This is a genomic window from Streptomyces sp. NPDC054047 (assembly GCF_055585065.1).
This window is the reverse complement of sequence record NZ_JBVJKV010000005.1, coordinates 271,026-288,967: the sequence shown is the minus strand read 5'-3', so window position 1 is coordinate 288,967 and position 17,942 is coordinate 271,026. Positions and strand designations below refer to the sequence as shown.

Sequence of the window (17,942 nt, the reverse complement as noted above, 5' to 3'; positions counted from 1 at the left end):
ATTGTCGGCGCGTGCGTGCACTATGGGGTCCATGAGCGACTTGGGTGCGGGTGCAGTGGACACGTCGGGTGCGGGTGCGGGAGCGGAGATGCCGGAGTGGGAGAAGCGGTTCCGTGCGCCGCGGGTGTCGCTGCCCGACTGGGCGGAGGACGCCCCCGACCGTTCCCTGTTCGTGTCGAACGCGACGGGGACGTACGAGCTGTACGCATGGGACCGCGCCACCGGCGAGCAGCGCCAGGTGACGGACCGGCCGAACGGCACGACGGACGGACTCCTCTCGCCGGACGGCGAGTGGATCTGGTGGTTCAACGACACGGACGGCGACGAATTCGGCGTATGGCTGCGCCAGCCCTTCGCGGGCGGCCCCGACGAGCCCGCGGTGGCGGGGCTCGACGCGTCGTATCCGGCGGGCCTCGCCCTCTCCCGGGACGGGCGGATGTCCGTCGTCGGCCGCTCGACGGACGACGAGGGTTCGACGATCCATGTCGTCCGTTCCCCGGGCGCCGACCCCGTCGAGATCTACCGCCACCGCGAGTCCGCGGGCGTCGGCGACCTCAGTTACGACGGCTCGCTGATCGCCGTCGAGCACACGGAGCACGGCGACGCGATGCACTCCACCCTCCGGGTGATCAGGCCGGACGGCTCCACGGTCGCCGAGCTCGACGACACCGAGGGCGGCACGGTCGAGCTGGGCCTGGAGGTCCTCGGCTTCGCGCCGGTCGACGGGGACGCGCGGCTGCTCGTCGGGCATCAGCGGCGGGGCCGCTGGGAGCCGATGGTGTGGGACGTCGCGTCGGGCGAGGAGACGGACCTGGCGCTCGACCTGCCGGGGGACGTGAGCGCCGAGTGGTATCCGGACGGCTCCGCCCTGCTCATCGCGCACAGCTTCGAGGCCCGCAGCGAGCTGTTCCGGTACGGATTCGCCGCGGGCGAGCTCGTCAGGGTCGAGACGCCCGCCGGGTCGGTCTCGGGGGCGACGGCGCGGCCTGACGGCAGCGTGGAGTACCTGTGGTCGTCGGCCGCCGAGCCGCCGGTGGTGCGCTCCACGACGGGCGGCGTCGTGCTCGACCCGCCCGGCATGAAGGCCCCCGCCTCCGTGCCGGTGGAGGACGTGTGGGTGGAGGGCCCCGGCGGCCGGGTGCACGCCCTGGTGCAGAAGCCGGCCGGCGCGACAGGACCGCTTCCCACGGTCTTCGAGATCCACGGCGGCCCGACGTGGCACGACAGCGACGCGTTCGCGGCGGGCCCGGCGGCCTGGGTGGACCACGGGTACGCGGTCGTGCGGGTCAACTACCGCGGCTCGACGGGGTACGGCAGGCAGTGGACGGACGCCCTCAAGCACCGCGTCGGCCTGATCGAGCTGGAGGACATCGCGGCGGTCCGGGAGTGGGCGGTGACGTCGGGCCTGGCGGACCCGGCCCGCATCGTCCTCGCGGGCGGCTCCTGGGGCGGGTATCTCACCCTGCTCGGCGTCGGCACCCAGCCCGACGCGTGGGCGGTGGGCCTGGCCGCGGTGCCCGTCGCGGACTACGTGACGGCGTACCACGACGAGATGGAGGCCCTGAAGGCCATGGACCGCACGCTCCTCGGCGGTACGCCCGAGGAGGTCCCGGAGCGCTTCGAGGCCTCGTCCCCGCTGACGTACGTGGACGCGGTGAAGGCTCCGGTCTACATCTCGGCGGGTGTGAACGACCCGCGCTGCCCGATCCGCCAGGTCGACAACTACGTGGACCGGCTCAAGGCGCGGGACGCGGTGCACGAGGTGTATCGCTACGACGCGGGGCACGGCTCGCTCGTCGTGGACGAGCGGATCAAGCAGGTGCGGTTGGAACTGGACTTCGCCGAGCGCCACCTCCGCTAGCCGAGGGCCCGGCCGCGGGGCAGGGCTCCGAGGTGCGCCCGCGGGGGAGGCGGTGGCTTCGCCAACCCCGCGGCCCGTCTCCCCGGGGCGTCCCCGTACCGTGGGGGTGTGTACCGGTTCCTGCTGACGCCCCGCTGGTGGGGGATCAACGTCTTCGTACTGCTGGCCATCCCCGTCTGCGTCTTCATGGGGTCATGGCAGCTGGGGCGGTTCGAGGACCGCGTCGAGGCGCATGACGCCGCGCAGGAGCAGGCCGACCGGCAGGCGTCGCCGTCCCGCTCGGAGGCCAAGGCCAAGCCGCTGGATTCGCTGCTCCCCGTGGACCAGAAGACGTCCGGGGAACGGGCGTCCGCGACGGGGCGGTACGGCAAGCAACTGCTCGTCCCGGACCGGGAGTTGGACGACAAGTCCGGGTACTACGTCCTGACGCTCCTGCGCACCGAAAGCGGCAAGGACCTGCCCGTCGTACGGGGCTGGCTCCCCGGTGACGCGAGTGCGGCGAAGGCTCCCGCGGCGCCGTCCGGCGAGGTCACCGTGACGGGCGCGCTACAGGCCTCTGAGAGCCCGGGGTCGAACGGGGTCAGCGCGGCCGGAGGGCTGCCGGACGGGCAGCTGGGCGCCATCAGCGCGGCCTCGCTGGTGAACGTGGTCCGCAGCGATGTGTACGACGCCTGGGTCACCCTGGAGAAGGGCGACTCCGGCATGAAGGCAGTGCCCGCGGCCACTCCGGAGAACTCCGGGCTCGACCTCAAGGCCTTCCAGAACCTCGGCTACACCGGTGAGTGGTTCGTCTTCGCGGGGTTCGTCGTCTTCATGTGGTTCCGGCTGTTCCGGCGGGAGCGGGAGTTCGCTCGGGACGCCGAGCTGGGGCTCCTGCCGGAGGAGTAGGACTCTCCCCCCAAGCCTCGAAAAAGCCGGTCGGGCTGGAGCCCGACCGGCTTTCGACTGCGGGCGCCGGCGTCGCTTACGACGCCGACAGCATCCCGGTCCGGTAGACCGTCCCCGCGCACGCGTTGCTGATCGTCGCGCCCGCCGCGGGTGAGCCCAGGGGCGCCGTCAGGGACACCGTCACGCTGCCGTCCAGGACGCCGCCGTCCTCGCGCACCATCTGCGGCTCCGTGCCGCCCGGTACGCCGCCGTCCGTGCCGCCGCCCTCCGTGGGCGTCGGGTCGGGCGAGGGCTCGCCGCTGTCGGTGGGACACGCCTCGGACGGCACCCAGGCGAACTTCACCTCGTACGCGGCACCCGGCTGGAGGACCAGTGAGCTGACCGCCTGGGCCGGGTCCGGCAGGCCGGTGGCCGCGTCGCCCGCCACATGGTCGGTGACGCCGATCTTCGCGGGGTCGGCCGCCCCCGTCGTCGACGTGCTCACGCTGCCCGCGGCGCTGACCGTGCAGCTGCTCGTGGAGATGTTGGCGACGCGGAAGCTGCCGTACACCTTGCCGTCGGCCTCCGCCGTGCCCGCGCTGCCGCTGGCGTTGCCGAGCTGGTCCACCGTGCAGGCGGGCGAGTCGGCGGATGCGGTGCCCTCCGGGTTGGGGCCGCCGGTCGCGCCGCCGCTGGCCTCGCCCTTCCCCTTGCCGTCCTTCTTGTCCTTCTTGTCTTTCTTGTCCTTGGACTTGGAGGGGCCGGAGTCCTTGCCCGCGCCCTTCTCCCCGCCGTCAGGGCCCTTGCCCTGGCTCGAACCGCCCTGCGTCTGCTCGCTGTTGCCGGCGATCGACGGCCGGTCGTCCGAGCCGCCGCCGGAGTTCGTCACGTGCACGAGAGCGGGGATGGCGGTGCCGATGAAGAGCGCGGCGGCGGCCATCCCGACCACGGCCTGGCGCTTGCGCGCCCGCCGGGCGGGCACCGCGTGCCGCAGCCGCTCCAGGGCCTGATCCCCTGGCTCGATCTCCTGGACGGCCGAACGCATCAGCCTGCGCAGCGCCAGCTCGTCGGAGCCTTCCTCGCCGCCGAAGAGGGCACCCGCCCCCAGGGGTGAAGCAGCGCCGGTCTCGGCGCCGGTCTCCGCGCCCGCCTCGGCATCCGGCTCGGGGCCGGACCCTGCGCCGACCTCCGCCCCGGAGGACTCGATCTCGGCCCCGGACCCGTCCTCTGACGCGGTGGGCTCCTCGCCCTGGCCGTGTTTCACAGTTTCGTCCCCAGCATGCCGCTCAAACTCGGCGCGCTCTTCGTGCTCGCGCCCGTACTCATGCTTGCTCATGCCGGTGCCTCCATGGCGACCCGCAGAGCCGCGATCCCGCGCGAGCCGTAGGCCTTCACGGACCCCAGCGATATGCCCAGGGTCTCGGCGACCTGCGCCTCGGTCATGTCCGCGAAATACCGCAGGACCAGGACCTCGCGCTGACGGCGCTGGAGGCCGCGCATCGCCTTGATCAGCTCGTCCCGCTCAAGGAGGTCGTACGCACCCTCCTCGGCGCTCGCCATGTCCGGCATCGGCTTCGAGAGAAGCTTCAGGCCGAGAATCCGGCGCCGCAGCGCGGACCGCGAGAGGTTCACGACCGTCTGCCGCAGATAGGCGAGCGTCTTCTCCGGGTCCCGCACGCGTTTGCGCGCCGAGTGCACCCGGATGAACGCCTCCTGCACGACGTCCTCGCAGGAGGCCGTGTCGTCGAGAAGCAGCGCCGCGAGGCCGAGGAGCGACCTGTAGTGGGCGCGGTAGGTCTCGGTCAGGTGGTCGACTGTGGTGCCCGCGCTCATCGTCTCCTCAGCGCCCTCGCGCTGCGTCGGGATGCGGGCCGATCTCGTGGTGGGCATGGGGGCGATCACCGGCATGCCGGCGGGCGCACGGGGACGGCGAGGCGGACGCAGGGCCGCGCCCCTCGCCTGAACCGCTGTGAAATCGAGTACCTCTGCCACGCCTGTTGGACACGCTTACCCCCTTGAGGGTTGTACGCATCGCGCAGCGCGTTTGCGGCAGGCATCGTCGCCGTCGGTGACGATGCATCAAATGCCCCCATGCGTACCAGCTCTTCCCCTATGCCCAATTTTCGCAGCGCTCAGGTCATGCCCCCTGGAGGGCGATCGCAAAGACGCGCCCCGCCCTGCTGCCGGTTGCAGTGGACGGGGACGAATATTGCGAATCTTCGAACGCGGCAATGGTCCAGTTCAAGCGATCCTGGCCACCAAGTTGGACACAGAACTTACACAGATCCCACAACGGCTTTCACGGCGGGGATCCCTCAGGTCCGGACCTGCTCCTCCGCCTGCACCCTTCTGCCCCCGTCTGGGCCCGTATGCGCCGTCAGGACTGACGCATGCAGCCAGTCAGGACTGACGAGGCCAAGCCCTTCAGGAGTGACGGCCGGTGAACTCCCCCGCCACCAGCTCCGCGATCTGGGCCGTGTTCAGCGCGGCCCCCTTGCGCAGGTTGTCCCCGCACACGAAGAGTTCGAGGGCCGTCGGATCGTCGAGGGCGCGCCGCACCCGGCCGACCCACGTGGGGTCGGTGCCGACCACGTCGGCGGGGGTCGGGAACTCCCCGGCGGCCGGATTGTCGAAGAGCACGACGCCCGGCGCGGTGGCCAGGATCTCGCGCGCGCGGTCCACCGTGACCTCGTCCTCGAAGCGCGCGTGGACGGTCAGGGAGTGCGTGGTCACCACCGGCACGCGTACGCACGTGGCCGCGACCTTCAGGTCGGGCAGACCGAGGATCTTGCGGGACTCGTCCCGCACCTTCATCTCCTCGGAGGACCAGCCGTCGTCCCGCAGCGTCCCGGCCCACGGCACCACGTTCAGCGCCACGGGCTCCGGGAAGGGCCCGGTGTCGTCGCCGACAGCACGTCGTACGTCACCGGGGCTGGTGCCGAGCTCCGAGCCCGCCACCAGCTTCATCTGGCGGCGCAGCGTCTCGACGCCGTCGCGTCCGGCACCGCTCACCGCCTGGTACGAGGAGACGATCAGCTCGCGCAGCCCGAACTCGGCGTGCAGCGCGCCGATGGCCACGATCATCGAGAGGGTCGTGCAGTTCGGGTTGGCGACGATGCCGCGCGGGCGTACGCGCGCGGCGTGCGGATTGACCTCGGGGACGACCAGCGGCACGTCCGGGTCCATCCGGAAGGCGGCGGAGTTGTCCACGACGACGACGCCCTTGGACGCGGCGACGGGCGCCCACTGCGCGCTGACCTCGTCGGGCACGTCGAACATCGCCACGTCGACGCCGTCGAAGGCCTCTTCGCTCAGCGCGAGGACCTCGACCTCCTCACCGCGCACGGCCAGCTTCCTGCCGGCCGAGCGCGGTGAGGCCACGAGTCGGATCTCGCCCCAGATGTCGGCGTGCTGCGACAGGATCTGGAGCATGACCGCGCCGACGGCCCCGGTCGCTCCGACGACCGCGAGCGTCGGCTTTCCGGTCATCGCCCGGTGCCTCCATAGACCACGGCCTCGTCCGTGTCGGAGTCGAGGCCGAAGGCGGTGTGCACGGCACGCACGGACTCGTTCGCGTCGTCGGCGCGGGTCACGACCGAGATGCGGATCTCGGAGGTCGAGATCAGCTCGATGTTCACGCCCGCGTCGCTGAGCGCCTCGAAGAAGGCGGCGGTGACGCCGGGGTTCGTCTTCATGCCCGCGCCGACCAGGGAGATCTTGGCGATCTGGTCGTCGTAGCGCAGGGAGTCGAAGCCGATGTTCGCGCGGGTCTTCTCCAGCGCGTCGATCGCCTTGCGGCCCTCGGACTTGGGCAGCGTGAACGAGATGTCCGTGAGACCGGTCGAGGCCGCCGACACGTTCTGGACGATCATGTCGATGTTGACCCCGGAGTCCGCGATCGCGCGGAAGATCGAGGCGGCCTCACCCGGCTTGTCCGGCACGCCGACGACCGTGATCTTGGCCTCCGAGGTGTCGTGCGCGACACCGGAGATGATGGCCTGCTCCACCTTGCGGTCCCCTTGCGGTTCGTTGCTGACCCACGTGCCCTGCAGTCCCGAGAAGGACGAGCGGACGTGGATCGGGATGTTGTATCGGCGGGCGTACTCCACACAGCGGTGGAGCAGCACCTTGGACCCGGAGCTCGCGAGCTCCAGCATGTCCTCGAAAGAGATCCAGTCGATCTTCTGGGCCTTCTTCACCACACGGGGGTCGGCGGTGAAAACGCCGTCCACGTCCGTGTAGATCTCGCAGACCTCCGCGTCGAGCGCGGCCGCGAGGGCGACAGCGGTCGTGTCGGATCCACCACGACCGAGCGTGGTGATGTTCTTGCCCTCCTGGCTGACGCCCTGGAACCCGGCGACGATGGCGATGTTGCCCTCGTCGATCGAGGCCCGGATGCGGCCCGGCGTGACATCGATGATCCGCGCTTTGTTGTGGACGGAGTCGGTGATGACACCGGCCTGGCTGCCCGTGAACGACTGGGCCGCGTGACCCAGGTTTTTGATCGCCATGGCCAGGAGGGCCATGGAGATCCGCTCCCCGGCGGTCAGCAGCATGTCGAATTCACGCCCGGCAGGGATCGGGGATACCTGCCCGGCAAGATCGATCAACTCATCCGTCGTGTCACCCATGGCGGACACCACGACAACGACCTGATGGCCGTTCTTCTTGGCGTCGACAATCCTCTTGGCGACCCGCTTGATGCCTTCGGCATCGGCTACGGAGGAGCCTCCGTACTTCTGCACGACAAGGCTCACGTGCGCTCCTCGCTCAGTCCGTCTCTTACCGCACTGCTGCGGTCGGCTCAGTCTAACGAGCGGCCGAAATTCGCCTCGCAGATATCACATCGTGAGATGTCCCGCCCACTAGGTGATCATCCACCGGCATACGCTCCCGCTGCTCGGGGCGTACGTTTCGACCGCTCGGCTTGGCACATGCCCGCTGGGGAGTGGAGCACTCCGGAAAGTGGGGCGGCTCACAGAGCGGGGCGTGTCACCGAGGGGTGACGGACGGCGACCGGGAGGGGTCCGTGCCCGGCGGTCACTGCACCGAGCGCAGCCCCAGGGGACCGGCGATCTCCTCCGCCATGACCTTGCCCGCCGCCTCGGCCAGCGCGTCCTCGGCGAGGTCCTCGTCCGTGTCCAGGCCGTTGAGGTCTTCGAGGGGCTGGTTCAGGCGGACGTGGGCGACCAGGGACTGGAGGGCCCGCAGGGCGCCCGATGCGGTGGAGCCCCAGTTCGAGAAGTAGGAGAACTGCCACCACCAGAGGGCCTCCACCGTGCGGCCCGCGCGGTAGTGCGCCAGGCCGTGGGAGAGGTCGGCGACGACGTCTGCCAGGTCGTCCGAGATGCGGCAGGCCACCGGGGCCTTGCGCGGCTCGTACGGATCGAAGACCTCGGAGTAGACGTCGATCGGCTCCAGCATGGCGGCCAGGCGCTGACGCAGGTCGTCCACGTCCCGCTCCGGGCCGAGATCCGGCTCGTAGCGGTCCTCGGGGACGATGTCCTCGTGCGCGCCCAGGCGGCCGCCGGCCAGGAGGAGTTGGGAGACCTCCAGGAGGAGGAAGGGGACCGCCGAGTCCGGCTCGTCGCCCTTCGCCACCTCCGTCACCGCGACGATGAAGCTCTCGATCTGGTCGGAGATCTGCACGGCGAAGGAGTCCGGGTCCTGGGCGGACGCGTGCAGGAGGACCGTCGAATCGGCCGTGACGAGCGACTCGGGGACAACGATCGGTTCCGGGACGGCGATCGGCTCGGGGGCGAGCGTCGCTTCCGGCTGCGTGGACTGCTCGGGCTGGTTCTCAGACATCTAGGAGTCGTCTCCCCTCGAAGGCGCGGCCCAGGGTGACCTCGTCCGCGTATTCCAGATCTCCCCCGACAGGGAGCCCGCTGGCCAGGCGGGTGACCTTCAGGCCCATGGGCTTGATCATGCGCGCGAGGTACGTCGCCGTGGCTTCGCCCTCCAGGTTCGGGTCCGTGGCGAGGATCAGTTCGGTGACCGTGCCGTCCGCGAGCCGCGCGAGCAGCTCTCGTATCCGCAGGTCGTCCGGGCCGACCCCTTCGATCGGGCTGATCGCTCCGCCCAGAACGTGGTACTTCCCCCGGAACTCGCGCGTACGCTCGATCGCCACGACGTCCTTGGGCTCCTCGACCACGCAGATGACGCTGAGGTCGCGGCGGGGGTCGCGACAGATGTTGCAGAGCTCTTCCTGCGCGACGTTGCCACAGGTCGCGCAGAAGCGGACCTTGTCCTTGACCTCAAGGAGGGCGTGCGCGAGGCGGCGTACGTCCGTCGGCTCCGTCTGCAGGATGTGGAAGGCGATCCGCTGCGCGCTCTTGGGACCGACGCCGGGCAGCCTGCCCAACTCGTCGATGAGGTCCTGAACCACGCCTTCGTACACGGGGTGCCTTTCCTGCTTTTGCCGAGTATCACACTTTGGTACGTACGGTAGTTGGCCTGCGGCCCTCTTAGAAGGGAAGGCCCGGGATGCCTCCGCCGCCCAGGCCCTGCGCGAGCGGGCCCAGCTTCTGCTGCTGGAGCGCCTGCGCGTTCTCGTTCGCCGCCTGGACCGCCGCGACGACCAGGTCCGCGAGGGTCTCGGTGTCCTCCGGGTCGACCGCCTTGGGGTCGATCACGAGGCCGCGCAGCTCACCGGAGCCGGTGACCGTCGCCTTGACGAGACCGCCGCCCGCCTGGCCTTCGACCTCGGTGCGCGCGAGCTCCTCCTGCGCGGTCGCGAGGTCCTGCTGCATCTTCTGGGCCTGCTGGAGCAGCTGCTGCATGTTGGGCTGGCCACCACCGGGGATCACGATCAGCTCCTGTCTCGGATGATTCTGGGACGTTCTGGGACGGTCCGTGGAGGTATTTACGGCGGATTTTCCACCTGGAATGAGCCTACGTGGTCGGGGGTGCCCTCGCCCCAGCACTCTTTCGAGTGAGATGGGCCGTCCTCCTATACCTGATCAAGCACCTCTTCCGGGCGGAAATACCGCGAAACCGGGCTCACGGCCACCCATTGGGCGGTAGGACTGGGGCTGCGCATGAGCAGATGACATCTGTCGCTTCAGTACCAGCTGTCACAGGGCGCGCACCGTACGGAACCGCCGCAGGGAACACGTCAGGGATCTCGTAGAGGTAGAGGGAGTGCCGGGTGAGCCAGCCGGATATGCAGCCCGAGGGGGTGCCCCATGAGGGGCAGGGTGCCGGGGCGGGTGCGGGGGCGGGTGCCGGGTCCGGCTCCGGTGCTGGTTCTGGTTCGGGTGCCCAGCGTGGTGTTCCTGGTGGGGACGGCTTCCGGCTCGGGGATCTGACGGGGCGGGCGTTCCCTCTCGGGGACTGGGGTGAGCCCGCTCAGCGGCTCGACGAGTTGTACCGGTGGGTTGAGCGGGGCGCGCTCAACACCGCGGAGTGGTACCTGTCCGACCGGTCCTGGAAGCGGCGCGGGGCGCGGCTCGCGCGGGTGGGGGCGGCGGCGGGGGCCGTGGGCGCGGGGGTGTTTCCGCTGCTCGATCTGGCGGGGGCGGTGGGGGGTGTCGCCACGTGGGGGTTCGTCTCGCTGCTCGCGGGGGCCGCGTGCGTGGGGTGCGACCGGTTCTTCGGGCTCACGTCCGGGTGGATGCGGGACGTGGCGACGGCGCAGGCGGTGCAGCGGCGGCTTCAGGTGCTCCAGTTCGACTGGGCGTCGGAGAGCGTGCGGGAGGTTCTCGGGCCCACCGAGGGGACGGCGAGTGAGGCCGCCGAGCGGTGCCTCGGGGTGCTGCGGCGGTTCTCGGAGGACGTGACGGAGCTTGTGCGGGCCGAGACCGCGGACTGGATGATTGAGTTCCGGTCGGGTCCTGCGCCGCTGGCCATGCAGGCGGTGGTCCCGGCCTCCCGAGGAGAGGCAGGCACCGCCCCCGCCCGGGCCGCGCTGCCGCCGGGGGCCCGCCCCAACATGCCGCGGCAACGGCCACCGGAGCCGCGGTGAGGGGCGGGGTCCCCGCGGGGGTTCCCCCGATCCCGCCCCTTCCCGACGACCCGCTCGGCCGGAGGCGCCGGAAAAGCCCCCGGCGGCGGGGTCAGGGGCGCGGCGGCGGTCAGCTGTAGATGATCATTGAGCCTTGCGCCAGGCTTCGGGTGGTGGCCGCGTGCAGGCCCAGCCACACGTGCCGCTCCCTCGCGAAGGGGCTGTCGTCCGGCGGAGCCGGGGCGGCCGGTTCCTCCAGGGACGTGGGCGCCTCGGGGGGCGTCGGCGGACGCGGAGGGTTCGCCGCGTCTATGCCGATGGACGGAGCGACGAACTCCAGTTCCCTCAGCAACGCCTGCGCCGAGCCCAACGGCCCGCCCCCGGACAGAAGTTCGTCGTTGGAGAGAGGCGCCGGGAAGTCGACGGGGACGTACGCCCCCGCGTGGTCGTAGTGCCAGACCAGGTGCGACTGCTGAGCCGTCGTGTCGAACATCTCCAGCAACTGCTCGTAGTCCCCGCCCAGTTCGTCCACCGGCGTGACCTCCAGGCCGCAGACCTGGAGCAGATACGCCCGGCGCAGGAAATGCAGCGCGTCGTAGTCGAAGCCCGCCACCGGGGCCACGTCCCCGGACAGGCCCGGCATGTAGGCGAAGACGGGGACGGAGGGCAGACCCGCCTCGTGCAGCGCCTTGTCGTACGCCGCGATCTCCTCCGCGAAGGGATTGTCGGGGCTGTGGCACAGCACGTCGACGAGCGGGACCAGCCACAGGTCACAGGCCAAGGGTGCTCCTCAGGTCAGGTCGGTTCAGACTCATGCTCGGACGGCATGGCGGACGGCATATCGGACGGCATGTCGGACGTCGGACGTTCCTTGCGTTCAGGCAGCGTAGTCCGGGCGGATGCCCTCTAGCTGCCCCTGTGCAGATCCCAGATCCACACCCCGTCTACCCACTTTCCGGGCCGGTCAAGGAGTTCCTCCACCGTCGCCCGCAGTTCGGCGTCGTGCTCCTGCGGCGCGAGGACCAGGACGCCCGCGTTCCAGTACGCCAGGTCCTCGCGGGCCGCCCGGCGCCACGCGTCCGTGATCTGCGGGGCGCGGCCCGACGAACGTATGTCCCGCAGGAGGTTCGAGGTGTTGCGGGGCTGGGCGCCGTAGATGCCGATGCGGTCCGGGCCCCAGGGCCCGTTGAAGTAGCCGCCGGGAAGGCGGAAGCCCAGGCCGGCGGTGGTCTGCCAGTGCAGCGCCTCCGCGTCGGCCGGGTCCGGCAGCGGTACCGGCACCAGGGACTCGCCCTCCCCCACGTACTTCTTCCAGGTCCCCTGCGCGATGAACTCGGGGGCCTGCGCCCGCTCCACGGCCCGCAGCGGCGCCGGCACGATCGGCAGCAGCGCGAGCGCGACCGCGGCCACCCCCGCGTACTGCGCGGCCGTCATCCCGTGCGCGGAACGGCGCCCGGAAGCAAGGAGCCCGGCCAGCGCGAGCGCCACCAGCATGCCGAGCGCCGGGGCGCACACCATCGCCACCCGCGACTCGATGACCGACTCGAAGAGGGGTGCGTGCGCCAAGGGCGCCCACGGGCCGGGCAGCACGACGTCCGTCAGCGGAATGCGGAACTTCGGGCCCAGGGAGAGGAAGGCAGCCGCGAGCACCGTGAAGGCCAGCGCCTTCACCAGGGCCCGCTCCCAGAGACGTACGACGATCGCGAAGGCGAGGGCGACCAGGGGCCAGCCGTAGAACGCGTTCTGCTCGGTGGGGTTCTGGGAGAGCGCATCGGCGGTCTTCTCGCTGCCCGCGAGCGAGCGTTCGGCGAAGGAGATGAGCGCGAGCGGGCTGTTGCCCGCGTTGTCGCCGTGCAGCACGCTCGTGTAGCTCTGCGGCCCGAAGAACTGCCAGTAGAGCGGGAAGGCGACCAGCGGGAGCGTGACCGCCACGGCCACTCCCAGACCGCGCGCCAGGGGCCGGAACGCCGCCCTGGCCACATCCCTGCGCACCACCCCGTACGCCGCCGCGAACAGCAGCATGCCCACGGCCGCGAGCAGCAGCGGCTCCTCGCCGAGGAAGATCTGGTACGTCGTGAAGAGCCCGAGCACGACCCCGTCGCGTACGACCTTCGTGCTCTCCCCCTCGCAGAGCCGCAGCGCCCTGTCGATGATCAGCGGGATCATGAACAGGACCATGAAGTTCGGGTGCGCGTGCGCATGGCTGATCATCGGTGGCGCGAAGGCCGCGAGCGCCGCGCCGACGGCCGCCGCGCCCCGATGACGTACGAGACGCCTGCGGATCAGCCAGTACCAGGCGACCCCGGTCGCGGCCAGGCCCAGCGTCATCGCCGCGTTCAGGGCGACGGCGGGGCCGAAGAGCCAGGTCACGGGGGCGAAGGGGACGGAGAGGCCGAGCATGACCGTGTTGGCCATGAGGTTCACGCCGTCGGGGGCGTTCTGGAGGGTGGTGAAGAGGGGGTTCTGGAGGTGGCGGACGTTGTCCGCCGTCACCGCGAAGAACCACTCCCACTGGTTCTGGTCCTGGAGGGAGTCCGGGAGATAGCGCTCGCCCGGTGCGATCAGGCGGCCCGAGTAGAGGGTGACCGCCATGGCCAGGAAGAGCGCCGCGACGAGCAGGTCCCTCGGGCGGACGGTGCGGGCCTTGAGCGAGGTCAGTTCGGCCAGGACCTTCACGTAGTCGAACGGGCGGACCTTCGAGCCCTCCTGGTGCGCCCAGCGCACCGGCACCTCGGCGACCGGCCAGCCGGAGCGGCGGAAGTACTGCAGTATCTCGACGTCTATGCCCCAGCCGCGCAGGCGTGACGCGGCGAAGGCCTCGCGGGCACGGTCGCCGTCGAAGAGCTTGAAGCCGCACTGGGTGTCGCGGACTCCGGGGACGGCGACCGTGCGTATCAGGAAATTGCCGGTACGGCCGAGGAGCTCGCGCAGGCGGTGCTGGTGGCTCTCGATCGTCGCGCCGGGGCGGGCGCGGGAGCCGATCGCCGCCGCGTGGCCGTCGGCGAGCGCCTTGTCGAGGCACTCCAGCTCCTCGATGGGGGTGGCCAGATCGGCGTCCGTGATCAGGACGCGGTCGCCGCGCGAGGCGAGGACGCCCAGGCGCAGGGCGTGGCCCTTGCCGAGGTTGCGGTCGGAGTGGACGAGGCGGACGCGGGGGTCGGCGGCCTCGGCGTCGGCGGCGATGTCGAGCGTTCCGTCGCTGGAGCCGTCGTCCACGACGATCAGCTCCCACCGGGGCCGCTCGCCGCCGTTGCCCTCGTTTGCCCTGTCGCTTCCCTCGTCGCTTCCCTCGTCCAGGTACGCCCGTATCGCGTCGAGCGTGGGGGCCAGGCGCCGCTCCTCGTTGTAGGCGGGGACGACGACGGTCAGATCCACACTCATGCAGCGGCCAGCCGCTCGATGAGTTCGAGTGAGTGGGCGTTGTACTCGGCGACGATCGCGTGCGCGGCCTTGGGGTCGCGGTGCGCGAGGGCGTCGACGAGCTCGGTGTGCCGGGCCCACAGGGTGCCGCGCAGGTCGCCGTCGCCGCGTTCGACGGCGCGGCGGAGGTAGGTGACGGCGCAGACCCAGGACTGGACGCGGATGCGGTGCAGGAAGTCCGAGAGGTAGGGGTTGCCGAAGAGGGCGCTGAGCTCGCGCCAGAAGCGCAGGTCGTAGCCGATGAGGACGTTCAGGTCGCCCGCGCAGGCGGCGCGCGCGGCTTCCTCGCCGCGGCGGCGTACGGAGATGAGGGCGGCGGCGGCTTCCTTCTGGCCCCCGGGCCCCAGCGGGGTGCCCTTCGTGATCAGGTCGCGGAAGATCCCGTCGGCGACGAGGCCGCGGGCCTCCAGCATGCCGCGGTAGTCGGCGAGGGTGTGCTCGTGGACGCGGTACCCGCGGTGCTGGTCGGCGTCGAGGAGGCCTTGCGCGGCGAGGTTCACCAGGGCTTCGCGGACCGGGGTCGCGGAGACGCCGTACTGCTCGGCGATCTCCTTGACCGTGAACTCCTGGCCGGGCTCCAGACGGCCGCCGAGGATCTCGTCGCGCAGCGCGTCGGCGATCTGCTGGCGCAGAGTGCTGCGGATGACGGCGGAGCCGTCGGTGCCGGGCATCTGGGTTCCCCCGCGGAGTCTGGGTCGACGTCTTCGTTCTTGTTCGTTCTTACGTACGAGCACGTCAGACTACGCGGTCGGGGTTCCGGGGGGCCGGGGTGATTCGCCGCTGGAGTCTCGGGCCGGAGGCTGGGGCCTCGGGCCCGAGACCCGAAGCCGGGGTCAGGAGATGTGTTCGTCCGCTGCTGTCAGCGCCGCGTCCAGCGCTGCGAGGCCCTCCTTCGCCTCCGTCTCCGTGATGTTGCACGGGGGGACCACGTGGGTGCGGTTCATGTTGATGAAGGGCCACAGGCCCTGCTTCTTCGCCGCCGCGCCGAACGCCGCCATCGGGGCGTTCGCCTCACCCGTGGCGTTGTACGGGACCAGGGGCTCGCGGGTCTCCTTGTTCTTGACCAGCTCCAGGGCCCAGAACATGCCCAGGCCGCGGACCTCGCCGACGCTCGGGTGCCGCTCGGCCAGCTCCGCCAGGGCCGGGGCGATGATCTCCGAGCCCACGCGGGCCGCGTTCTCGACGACTCCCTCGTCCTCCATGACGTTGATCGTCGCCACGGCCGCCGCGCAGGCCAGCGGGTGGCCGGAGTACGTGAGACCGCCCGGGTAGGGCCTGCGGGCGAACGTCTCGGCGATGGCCGAGGAGATCGCCACCCCGCCCAGCGGGACGTAACCCGAGTTCACGCCCTTCGCGAAGGTCAGGAGGTCGGGCACGATGCCGCCGTCGAAGTTGTCCGCGGCGAACCACTTGCCCGTACGGCCGAAGCCCGCCATCACCTCGTCGAGGATGAAGACGATGCCGTACCGGTCGCAGATCTCGCGTACGCCCTTGAGGTAGCCCGGCGGCGGGATCATGATGCCCGCCGTGCCCGGAACGGACTCCAGGATGATCGCCGCGATCGTCTGCGGGCCCTCGAACGCGATGGTGTCCTCGAGGTGCTGGAGGGCGCGCTCGCACTCCTGCTGCTCGTTCTCGGCGTAGAAGGCGCTGCGGTAGAGGAACGGCGCCCAGAAGCGGACGACGCCCGCCGAGCCGTTGTCGGAGGCCCAGCGGCGGGGGTCGCCGGTGAGGTTGATCGCGGTGGAGGTGGCGCCGTGGTACGAGCGGAAGGCGGAGAGAACCTTGGGGCGGCCGGTGTGGAGACGCGCCATGCGGGTCGCGTTCTCCACGGCTTCCGCGCCGCCGTTGGTGAAGAAGATCTTGTCGAGGTCGCCGGGGGTCCGCTCGGCGATGAGGCGTGCGGCCTCGGAGCGGGCTTCCACGGCGAAGGCGGGCGCGAAGGTCGTCATCGTCGCCGCCTGCTCCTGGATCGCGGCGACGACCTTCGGGTGCTGGTATCCGATGTTCGTGAAGACGAGGCCGCTGGTGAAGTCGAGGTAGCGGTTGCCGTCGTAGTCCCAGAAGTACGAGCCCTCGGCGCCGGCTACGGCGAGGGGGTCGATCAGCTCCTGTGCGGACCAGGAGTGGAACACGTGCGCGCGGTCCGCCGCCTTTACGGCGGCGCCGACCTGGGGGTTCGGGTTCGGCTGAGGGGTCATGTGGGCGAGGGTAAGTGTCCACGGTGTGGACTGGACATGGGCGGTCTGTTTCGCGGGGGTGGGGGGTACTGGACAGTGTGTCTGCCCCTCCGGGGCCGGGCACAGGGTGAGGGATTTGTCCCCAACCCCGCCCCTTCCCGAAAACCCGCTCTGGCGCGGGAGCCTTGGCCGCCGTCCATCACCGGCTCCGCCGAGTTCGTCCTCAAACGCCGGACAGGCTGAGAATCCCACCGGCTAGTCGTCCGCGTCCGCCACCACCCTCGCCCCCGGGCCCTCCTCCCCGCACCTGATCTCGTACGGCAGATCGTCCCGCTCGTCGTCGTCATCGCTCGGTTCCGCCTCCAGGCGGGCCACCGCGCCCGGGCCCCGTTCCACGTCCTCGTCGATGTGGAAACCGTCCGCCGGGCTCCACGAGACCAGGTACACCGTCCCGTCTCCCCTGCACTCGACCGTCGCCGTCCCGCCCGTGAACCTCAGGGTCGACCGGTCGGACGGCTTCTCCGACGGCGTACTCGGTGTGCTCGGCGTGCTCGATGAGCCGGATGGCGAGGGGGATGGGGATGGCGATGCCCTTGGCGTCGCCGATGTCGCCGCCAGCGCCCTCTCCACCGCTCCCTCGTCCAGGGGACGGCTGTGTGCCGCGCCGCCCGCGCTGTCCGCCGTGGCCAACTGCCAAGCGCCCAGCGCTCCCGCGGCCGTGCCCACGCCCACCCATGCCGCGGTCACCACCGCGCTCCGCCACTTCCTCATCCGGCCACTGTGCCGCACAGTTTCCTAACGCCCGGTTAAGGGCTGCCCAAAGCACCTGACTACGGTGGATGTATGGCCCATCTTCTCGTCGTGGAGGACGATCCCCAGCTGCGCGGCGCCCTCGTGCGGGCCCTGCGCGACAAAGGGCACGCCGTCGCCACCGCGCCCAGCGGCATGGCAGGCCTGGACGCGGCGGTCACCAACCGCCCCGACCTCGTCGTGCTCGACCTGGGCCTCCCGGACGTGGACGGCTCCCAGATCCTGCGCATGCTCCGTTCCGTCAGCGACGTACCCGTCATCGTCGCGACCGCCCGCGACGACGAACCCGAGATGGTGGCGATCCTCGAGGACGGGGCCGACGACTACATCGTCAAGCCCTTCGGCGCCGCCCAACTGGACGCCCGCATCAAGGCCGTCCTCCGCCGCCTCGGCGCCACCGAGACAGCCGAAGAGCCCCTCCACGTAGGAGGTCTGACACTCGACACCGCCTCCCGCGAAGTCACCCTCGACGGCCACCCCCTCGACCTCACCCCGCGCGAGTTCGACCTCCTCGCCTACCTCGCCCACCGCCCCGGCCAGGTCGTCTCCCGCCGCGAACTCCTCGCCGAGGTATGGCAGCAACCCCTGGGCGGCGCCGACAAGACGGTCGACGTCCACCTCTCCTGGCTCCGCAGAAAACTGGGCGAGACGGCCCAGGCCCCCCGCTACCTCCACACCGTCCGCACGGTGGGCGTAAAGCTGACACCCCCCGAAGAACGCCCGGCCCCCACGCTCCCGCAGCCGCGCGACGCACCTGAGGGGACGTGCCGGTATGTCCGCCCGGAGCACGGCTCGCGGCACTCCGGAGCCGAAGCAGCAAGGCGGCCACCGGACGATAGCGAGGACGGACATACCGGCG

At 70.9% G+C, this 17,942-nt stretch carries 16 protein-coding genes and 1 pseudogene; 5 read left to right on the top strand and 12 right to left on the bottom strand.

Going from position 1 to position 17,942, the window contains the following annotated elements; all coding sequences use genetic code 11:
* Nucleotides 1-31 precede the first annotated feature (31 nt).
* Together ACZ6ZP_RS21075 and ACZ6ZP_RS21070 are read left to right on the top strand one after the other, a co-directional pair.
* Nucleotides 32-1,861, top strand: a complete 1,830-nt coding sequence (locus ACZ6ZP_RS21075) for a S9 family peptidase (RefSeq protein ID WP_468614475.1) — start codon at nt 32-34, stop codon at nt 1,859-1,861.
* A gap of 108 nt (nt 1,862-1,969) precedes the next feature.
* A complete protein-coding gene (locus ACZ6ZP_RS21070) occupies nt 1,970-2,749 on the top strand; it encodes an SURF1 family protein (protein ID WP_351166977.1) in 780 nt (259 codons plus the stop codon).
* A gap of 76 nt (nt 2,750-2,825) precedes the next feature.
* On the opposite strand, the gene ACZ6ZP_RS21065 is transcribed toward ACZ6ZP_RS21070, so the two are convergent.
* The 7 genes from ACZ6ZP_RS21065 to ACZ6ZP_RS21035 all read right to left on the bottom strand — a co-directional run bounded on the left by ACZ6ZP_RS21065 (nt 2,826) and on the right by ACZ6ZP_RS21035 (nt 9,537).
* Nucleotides 2,826-4,064, bottom strand: a complete 1,239-nt coding sequence (locus ACZ6ZP_RS21065; RefSeq protein ID WP_361467825.1) for a hypothetical protein — start codon at nt 4,062-4,064, stop codon at nt 2,826-2,828.
* Nucleotides 4,061-4,720 (bottom strand): SigE family RNA polymerase sigma factor, encoded by a 660-nt coding sequence (locus tag ACZ6ZP_RS21060; protein WP_344530452.1) that lies wholly within the window; start codon nt 4,718-4,720, stop codon nt 4,061-4,063. Before ACZ6ZP_RS21060 ends, ACZ6ZP_RS21065 begins: the two co-directional genes overlap by 4 nt.
* Before the next feature lie 432 nt (nt 4,721-5,152).
* Nucleotides 5,153-6,217, bottom strand: a complete 1,065-nt coding sequence (locus ACZ6ZP_RS21055; protein WP_351166982.1) for an aspartate-semialdehyde dehydrogenase — start codon at nt 6,215-6,217, stop codon at nt 5,153-5,155.
* Entirely contained in the window at nt 6,214-7,485 is a 1,272-nt protein-coding gene (locus ACZ6ZP_RS21050; RefSeq protein WP_351166984.1) for an aspartate kinase, read from the bottom strand. The genes ACZ6ZP_RS21055 and ACZ6ZP_RS21050 overlap by 4 nt, the downstream gene beginning before the upstream one ends.
* Before the next feature lie 283 nt (nt 7,486-7,768).
* Nucleotides 7,769-8,536 (bottom strand): DUF5063 domain-containing protein, encoded by a 768-nt coding sequence (locus tag ACZ6ZP_RS21045; protein ID WP_399975784.1) that lies wholly within the window; start codon nt 8,534-8,536, stop codon nt 7,769-7,771.
* A complete protein-coding gene (recR, locus tag ACZ6ZP_RS21040; RefSeq protein ID WP_125514107.1) occupies nt 8,529-9,128 on the bottom strand; it encodes a recombination mediator RecR in 600 nt (199 codons plus the stop codon). Before recR ends, ACZ6ZP_RS21045 begins: the two co-directional genes overlap by 8 nt.
* A 67-nt stretch (nt 9,129-9,195) precedes the next feature.
* Nucleotides 9,196-9,537: a YbaB/EbfC family nucleoid-associated protein gene (locus tag ACZ6ZP_RS21035; protein WP_160506267.1), complete on the bottom strand. Its 342-nt coding sequence runs from the start codon at nt 9,535-9,537 to the stop codon at nt 9,196-9,198.
* Between the two features lie 341 nt (nt 9,538-9,878).
* On the opposite strand from ACZ6ZP_RS21035, the gene ACZ6ZP_RS21030 reads away from it, so the two are divergent.
* A complete protein-coding gene (locus ACZ6ZP_RS21030; protein ID WP_383815863.1) occupies nt 9,879-10,694 on the top strand; it encodes an SLATT domain-containing protein in 816 nt (271 codons plus the stop codon).
* A 109-nt stretch (nt 10,695-10,803) separates the two neighbouring features.
* Here ACZ6ZP_RS21030 and ACZ6ZP_RS21025 read toward each other — a convergent pair whose 3' ends face one another.
* The 5 genes from ACZ6ZP_RS21025 to ACZ6ZP_RS21005 form a co-directional block, all read right to left on the bottom strand.
* Nucleotides 10,804-11,454 (bottom strand): hypothetical protein, encoded by a 651-nt coding sequence (locus ACZ6ZP_RS21025; protein WP_351166992.1) that lies wholly within the window; start codon nt 11,452-11,454, stop codon nt 10,804-10,806.
* Between the two features lie 125 nt (nt 11,455-11,579).
* On the bottom strand, nt 11,580-14,054 hold the full coding sequence (locus tag ACZ6ZP_RS21020; protein ID WP_469407830.1) for a dolichyl-phosphate beta-glucosyltransferase: 2,475 nt from the start codon (nt 14,052-14,054) through the stop codon (nt 11,580-11,582).
* Nucleotides 14,051-14,764, bottom strand: coding sequence for a GntR family transcriptional regulator (locus ACZ6ZP_RS21015; RefSeq protein ID WP_351166996.1), 714 nt, complete (start codon nt 14,762-14,764; stop codon nt 14,051-14,053). Before ACZ6ZP_RS21015 ends, ACZ6ZP_RS21020 begins: the two co-directional genes overlap by 4 nt.
* Nucleotides 14,765-14,926: 162 nt before the next feature.
* Nucleotides 14,927-16,294 (bottom strand): aspartate aminotransferase family protein, encoded by a 1,368-nt coding sequence (locus ACZ6ZP_RS21010; RefSeq protein WP_351166998.1) that lies wholly within the window; start codon nt 16,292-16,294, stop codon nt 14,927-14,929.
* 234 nt (nt 16,295-16,528) lie between these two features.
* A complete protein-coding gene (locus tag ACZ6ZP_RS21005) occupies nt 16,529-16,720 on the bottom strand; it encodes a hypothetical protein (RefSeq protein WP_351167000.1) in 192 nt (63 codons plus the stop codon).
* 40 nt (nt 16,721-16,760) lie between these two features.
* Between ACZ6ZP_RS21005 and ACZ6ZP_RS21000 the strand changes: the two genes are divergently transcribed.
* Nucleotides 16,761-17,072 (top strand): hypothetical protein, encoded by a 312-nt coding sequence (locus ACZ6ZP_RS21000; protein ID WP_454429238.1) that lies wholly within the window; start codon nt 16,761-16,763, stop codon nt 17,070-17,072.
* Between the two features lie 44 nt (nt 17,073-17,116).
* Nucleotides 17,117-17,809: pseudogene (locus ACZ6ZP_RS20995) on the top strand (response regulator transcription factor); the annotation flags it as partial.
* Nucleotides 17,810-17,942 lie beyond the last annotated feature (133 nt).

What these genes read in the sequence shown, in the direction of transcription:
- ACZ6ZP_RS21075 (WP_468614475.1), top strand. Translation starts at nt 32, where the DNA reads ATGAGCGACTTGGGTGCGGGTGCAGTGGACACGTCGGGTGCGGGTGCG.
- ACZ6ZP_RS21065 (WP_361467825.1), bottom strand. Translation starts at nt 4,064, where the DNA reads ATGAGCAAGCATGAGTACGGGCGCGAGCACGAAGAGCGCGCCGAGTTT.
- ACZ6ZP_RS21055 (WP_351166982.1), bottom strand. Translation starts at nt 6,217, where the DNA reads ATGACCGGAAAGCCGACGCTCGCGGTCGTCGGAGCGACCGGGGCCGTC.
- ACZ6ZP_RS21045 (WP_399975784.1), bottom strand. Translation starts at nt 8,536, where the DNA reads ATGTCTGAGAACCAGCCCGAGCAGTCCACGCAGCCGGAAGCGACGCTC.
- ACZ6ZP_RS21020 (WP_469407830.1), bottom strand. Translation starts at nt 14,054, where the DNA reads ATGAGTGTGGATCTGACCGTCGTCGTCCCCGCCTACAACGAGGAGCGG.
- ACZ6ZP_RS21015 (WP_351166996.1), bottom strand. Translation starts at nt 14,764, where the DNA reads ATGCCCGGCACCGACGGCTCCGCCGTCATCCGCAGCACTCTGCGCCAG.
- ACZ6ZP_RS21010 (WP_351166998.1), bottom strand. Translation starts at nt 16,294, where the DNA reads ATGACCCCTCAGCCGAACCCGAACCCCCAGGTCGGCGCCGCCGTAAAG.